Raw genomic sequence first — 4,950 nt, 5'->3', positions numbered from 1 at the left:
TTGCGGCCATCGGCCGTGAGCTGCTCGCCCAGCCTGAGGTTGTAGGCCCAGACGGCGTCGATGGCCTGAGCGGCCGCGCGGTACTGCTGCTCGGCCTCGCCCAGGTACAGGCGGCGCGCTTCCTGGGCCTGCGCCGCGTCGCCCGCAGCCAGCGCCGAGACCGCCTGCAGCCGCTGCCAGGCTTCGGTGGCGCCTTCCAGCCGCGCCAGCAGCTGCCGCCACAGCACCCGCTCTTGTTCGCTGGCCAACAGGCGCTCATAGCCGCGGGCGCCTTCGTTCAGCCGCCGGGTGGCCGCCTGCATCGCGCCTTCGATGCGCTCGCGGTCGGCTGCCGTGTCGGTCAGCAGGTGCTTGGCCTGCAGCGTGCGCAGCTCGTCAATGCGGTCCTGCCAGTCCTTGATGGCCGTGAGCGAGGGCGTGACGTTGGCCGTGTAGTAGTCCAGCGCCTCGTAGATGACCCGGGCCTCGCGCACCGACAGCAAGGCCATGGCCAACAGCAGCGCCAGCAGCAGGCCGAAGCCTGCGGCCAGACGCGTTCCGATCTTCAAGTTCGCCAGTGCGTGCATGTTCGCTTCTCGTGGGGGTCCTGGCTGCGCTATCGGCGCCGCGGGCGGCCACAAGATGGCAAAAAAAAGCCGGGCAGTGCCCGGCTTGGTGCATGCAGGCCAAACGCCTTCAATCCACCAGGCGCAGCTCCACGCGGCGGGCTTCCTGCTCGCTGCCGGTGCCGGTGGTGACTTCGGGGCGGCGCAGCTGCACGCGCGAGGCATCGACGCCCGCCGCCACCAGCGCCGCGCGGGCGGCCAGGGCCCGCTGCTTGGCCAGCTCGGCATTGCGGGCGGCATCGCCGGTGGCGTCGTGGAAGCCCGACAGCACCACCTTGCGGCTGGGCGCGGCGGCCAGCGCTTCCATCACCTTGCTCAGCTGCGCGGCGGCATCGGCCGGCAGCGTGGCCTGGGCGGTTTCGAAGTACAGCGTGCCCACCAGGTCGCCGGTGAGCGGGCCTTCGATGAGGACAACTTCCTCGACCACCACTTCGGCTTCTTGCGGCGCGGCGTTGTTGATCCGGATCTGGCGCACCACCATCGAGGCGATGACGCTGATGACCACCAGCGCCACCACGCCGAAGGTGATCCACAGGCCCACGCGGGTGGTGTCGTCCTTGTCTTCCTGGTACATGTCGGCGCTTCCTCGCTGCAGCGTTTATCAGTTGAGCCCGCGATTCTAGCGAGCCAGCACCTTCAGCAGCCAGTCGTTGAGGTCGCGCACTTCCTGGGCGCACACCGAGTGCTGCATCGGGTACTCGTGCCAGGCCACGTCGTAGCCGGCCGCCTGCAGCGCCTGGCGGGTGCCGGTGGCCCGTGCCAGCGGCACCACGCCGTCGTGCGTGCCGTGGGCCAGGAAGATGGGCACCAGCCGGTTGGCATCGTGCGCCTCGGCGGCCAGCTTGTCGGCCAGCGGCAGGTAGCCCGACAGCCCGGCGATGCCGGCAAGCCGCTCGGGGTAGCGCAGGCCGGTCATCAGCGACATGGCGCAGCCCTGCGAAAAGCCGGCCAGCACGATGCGGTGGGCCGGCACGCCGCGTTCACGCTCGCGGTCGATCAGCGCGGCCACCTGCTGCTGCGACTGGCGCAGGCCGCCTTCGTCCTCACGGCGCACCAGGTCGGCACCCAGGATGTCGTACCAGGCGCGCATCACGTAGCCGCCGTTGATGGTGACCGGGATGGTGGGCGCATGCGGAAAGATGAAGCGCACGTCGCCCACGGCGGCCAGGTCCAGCTCCTGGGCGAAGGGCACGAAGTCGTTGCCGTCGGCGCCCAGGCCGTGCAGCACGATGATGGACGCGCCGGGCGCGTCGCCGGATTGGAGTTCGATGGTTTGCAGCAGGCTCATGGCAGGGTGGGTTGAACGGCGCGGGGCGGCCAGGCGCGCATCCTAGACGCCCGGCGCGGCGCCTTCGGCCGGCGCGGTGGCGCGCAGCACCAGCGTCAGCCGCGCGCCCTGGCCTGCTTCGCCGGTGCCGGTGAGCAGCCGGGCCTGCATCAAGGCCGCATAGCGCGTCACGATGGCCAGGCCCAGCCCGGCGCCCTCGCCCAGCGCACGGCCAGGGCCGCCCTGCTGCCAGCGCTGCAGCAGCCGGGCGCTGCCATCGGCCTGCCCGGGCGCCTCGGCGGTGGCCGGCGGCCCGGCCGCCAGGCCGGGCCCGTTGTCCTGCACCCAGAGCTGCACTTCATCGCCCTGCGCCTCGATGCCCACGGTGACCTGGGGCGGCCGGCCGTCCGGCGGGCGGCCATAGCGCAGTGCGTTGTCCAGCAGGTTCTGCAACGCGCCTTCGATCAGGCCTTCGTCGCCCAGCACCCAGGCCGGCGCGTCCAGGCCTTGCGCGCCCAGGTCGACGCCGGCCGCATCGGCCCGCGGCACCGCGCGCAGCAGCATGCGGTGCGCCAGTTCGTCCAGCGCCACCGGCTGCAGCGCCAGGCCGCCCGAAGCTTCGTCGGCCAGCGCGATGGCCAGCAGCTGATCGACCAGCCGGCTGGCGCGCGCCTGGCTGAGCGCGATGCCCTGCAGCTGCTCGCGCCACTGCTGCGGATCGGCACTGGCCAGGCCATAGTCGGCCAGCGCGCGGATGCCGGCCAGCGGCGTGCGCAGCTCGTGGGCCACGTTGCCGGCGAATTCGCGCTGGCTGCGCAATGCGCCGCTCAGCCGCGCCATCAGCGCGTCGATGGACTGCACCAGGCTGTGCACGTCGGCCGTGCCGGCATGCACCGGCAGCGGTTGCAGGTCGGCGGCGCCACGGCGGTTCAGCTCGGCCTGCAGCGCATGGATGGGCTGCAGGTCGAGCCGGATGGAGCGGCGCAGCCACACCCCCAGGCCCACCAGCAGCAGCAGCTGCGGCGCGGTGGCATACAGCAGCAGGCGGCGCAGCAAGGTGCCGCGGTAATGCATGGTCTGCGCCACCACCAGCGTGAAGGGCTGCGGCTGGCTGCGCGCCAGCACCACCGCACGCATGGGCTCGTCGTCCAGCGGCAGGTCGGCAAACTCGAACGACGCCGCCGGCTGCCGGCGCGACAGCTGCAGCCGGGCATCGCCGGCCACCAGCGTGCCGTCGGGCCGCCGCACCGAGAACACCACCGACTCCGACTGGTCGAACAGCACCGCGCGCAACTCGGCGCCGGTGAGCGTGACCTGTAGGTCGCCGCCGGCGGCCTGCTCCACCGCGGCGGCCAGGCCCAGCGCGTCGTCCAGCAGCGCGCGGTCGAACACCGCGGCCGCGAAGTACGACCCCACGGCGGCCGCCACCAGGCTGCTGACCAGCCACACCACGCCCAGCGGCAGCATCACGCGCCGGGCCAGGCGGGCATCCAGGCCCGGCAGCCGGGCTGCCGTGGCATCGGGATGGTGGCCCCGCAGCCGGCGGTGCCAGGGGCGGTGGATCACGCCTCGGCTTCGATCGCGTAGCCCAGGCCGCGCAACGTGCGGATGACCACACCGCCGCCCACCAGCCGCTTGCGCAGCCGCGAGACAAAGACCTCCAGCGCGTTGTCGCCCAGAGCTTCGTCCAGCGCCGAGAGCTTGTCGGACAGCGCCCGCTTGGCCACCACGCGGCCAGGCGGCGTCATCAGCTCCCACAGCACCTCGAATTCACGTGCCGGCATGTCGATGGCCTCGCCGCGCAAGAGGAAGCGGCGCGCCTGGCGGTCCAGCATCAGGCCGCCCAGCTGCACCCGGTCGCCACCGCCGGTGGCGCGGCGCACCAGCGCACGCAGCCGGGCTTCCACCTCGGCCAGGTCGAAGGGTTTGCCCAGGTAGTCGTCGGCGCCGGCATTGAGGCCGGCGATGCGCTCCTCGGTGCGGTTGCGGGCGGTGAGCACCAGCACCGGGGTCTGGTCGCCGCGGGCACGGGCCTCCATCAGCGCGGTGATGCCGCTGCCGTCCACCAGGTTGATGTCGAGCACCACCGCGTCGAACGGTTGCTCGCGCCACAGGCTGCGGGTGTGGGCCAGCGAGCCCACGGCATCGACGCGGTGGCCCGCGCCTTCCAGGCTCTTGCGCATCACGCCACACAGCACCGCATCGTCTTCGGCCAACAGGATACGCACTTGTACTTACTCGCTTGGTCAGTCGCCGGTCAGGTGCCCCGGAGGATAAACGCGCACCGGCGTGATCGAGCGCCCGGCGCCTGCAAGCAAGGAGAGACAAGGGTGCTCAGCATCAAGAACCAAAAAGACTTCTGGGCCGGACTGATGTTCCTGGTCATCGGCATCGCCTTCGCCTGGGGCGCCACGTCGTACAGCTTCGGCTCGTCGGCACGGCCGGGGCCGGGCTACTTCCCGTTCGGCCTCGGGCTGCTGCTGGCCATCCTGGGCGCGGTGGAAGTGGTCAAGGCGCTGGCCATCGAGACCGGCGACGACAACGAGATCGGCGCCTGGGCCTGGCGGCCGCTGACCACCATCGTGGCCGCGGTGGCGGTGTTCGGCTTCGCGCTGCCCACGCTGGGCATGGCGGTGGCGCTGCCGCTGCTGGTGATCGTCTCGTCCTTCGCGGGCGACGAATTCAACTGGAAGGAAGTGCTGCTGGACAGCGCGGTGCTGACCATCGGCAGCTGGGCGGTTTTCAACTGGGGCTTGAACCTGGTGATTCCGCTGTGGCCCAGCTTTCTGACGCAATAACAAGAAGGAGGCAAGCACATGGACCTGATCCACAACCTGTCGCTGGGTTTCGGCGTCGCCTTCACGGTGCAGAACCTGCTGTACGCCTTTGGCGGCGCGGTGCTGGGCACCCTGATCGGCGTGCTGCCGGGCCTGGGCCCGGTGGCCACCATCGCGATGCTGCTGCCCAGCATCTACGCACTGGACGCCACCCCGGCCCTCATCATGCTGGCCGGCATCTACTACGGCGCGCAGTACGGTGGCTCCACCACCGCCATCCTGATCAACGTGCCGGGTGAAT

The 4,950-nt window shown here is 71.3% G+C and carries 7 protein-coding genes; 2 read left to right on the top strand and 5 right to left on the bottom strand.

Annotated features, from left to right (window positions below):
- The 5 genes from ABNT58_RS25365 to ABNT58_RS25345 form a co-directional block, all read right to left on the bottom strand.
- Positions 1-548: MCP four helix bundle domain-containing protein (locus ABNT58_RS25365; protein WP_348756158.1), on the bottom strand; the 548-nt coding region annotated here is incomplete at its 3' end.
- A gap of 127 nt (positions 549-675) precedes the next feature.
- Positions 676-1,179, bottom strand: a complete 504-nt coding sequence (locus ABNT58_RS25360; RefSeq protein ID WP_348756157.1) for an OmpA family protein — start codon at positions 1,177-1,179, stop codon at positions 676-678.
- A 45-nt stretch (positions 1,180-1,224) separates the two neighbouring features.
- Positions 1,225-1,893, bottom strand: a complete 669-nt coding sequence (locus tag ABNT58_RS25355; RefSeq protein ID WP_348756156.1) for a dienelactone hydrolase family protein — start codon at positions 1,891-1,893, stop codon at positions 1,225-1,227.
- 42 nt (positions 1,894-1,935) lie between these two features.
- Positions 1,936-3,438 carry a sensor histidine kinase gene (locus ABNT58_RS25350; RefSeq protein ID WP_348756155.1) on the bottom strand — a complete coding sequence of 501 codons (1,503 nt, stop codon included), beginning with the start codon at positions 3,436-3,438 and terminating at the stop codon, positions 1,936-1,938.
- Positions 3,435-4,100, bottom strand: coding sequence for a response regulator transcription factor (locus tag ABNT58_RS25345; RefSeq protein ID WP_348756154.1), 666 nt, complete (start codon positions 4,098-4,100; stop codon positions 3,435-3,437). Before ABNT58_RS25345 ends, ABNT58_RS25350 begins: the two co-directional genes overlap by 4 nt.
- 102 nt (positions 4,101-4,202) lie before the next feature.
- On the opposite strand from ABNT58_RS25345, the gene ABNT58_RS25340 reads away from it, so the two are divergent.
- A complete protein-coding gene (locus tag ABNT58_RS25340; protein WP_348756153.1) occupies positions 4,203-4,670 on the top strand; it encodes a tripartite tricarboxylate transporter TctB family protein in 468 nt (155 codons plus the stop codon).
- 18 nt (positions 4,671-4,688) lie between these two features.
- Positions 4,689-4,950: tripartite tricarboxylate transporter permease (locus ABNT58_RS25335; RefSeq protein WP_348756152.1), on the top strand; the 262-nt coding region annotated here is incomplete at its 3' end.

It is taken from the genome of uncultured Aquincola sp. (genome assembly GCF_964001545.1).
Taxonomy (GTDB): domain Bacteria; phylum Pseudomonadota; class Gammaproteobacteria; order Burkholderiales; family Burkholderiaceae_C; genus Aquincola.
Note: the sequence above shows the minus strand (reverse complement) of the source record. Positions and strands in the feature narration are given on the sequence as shown.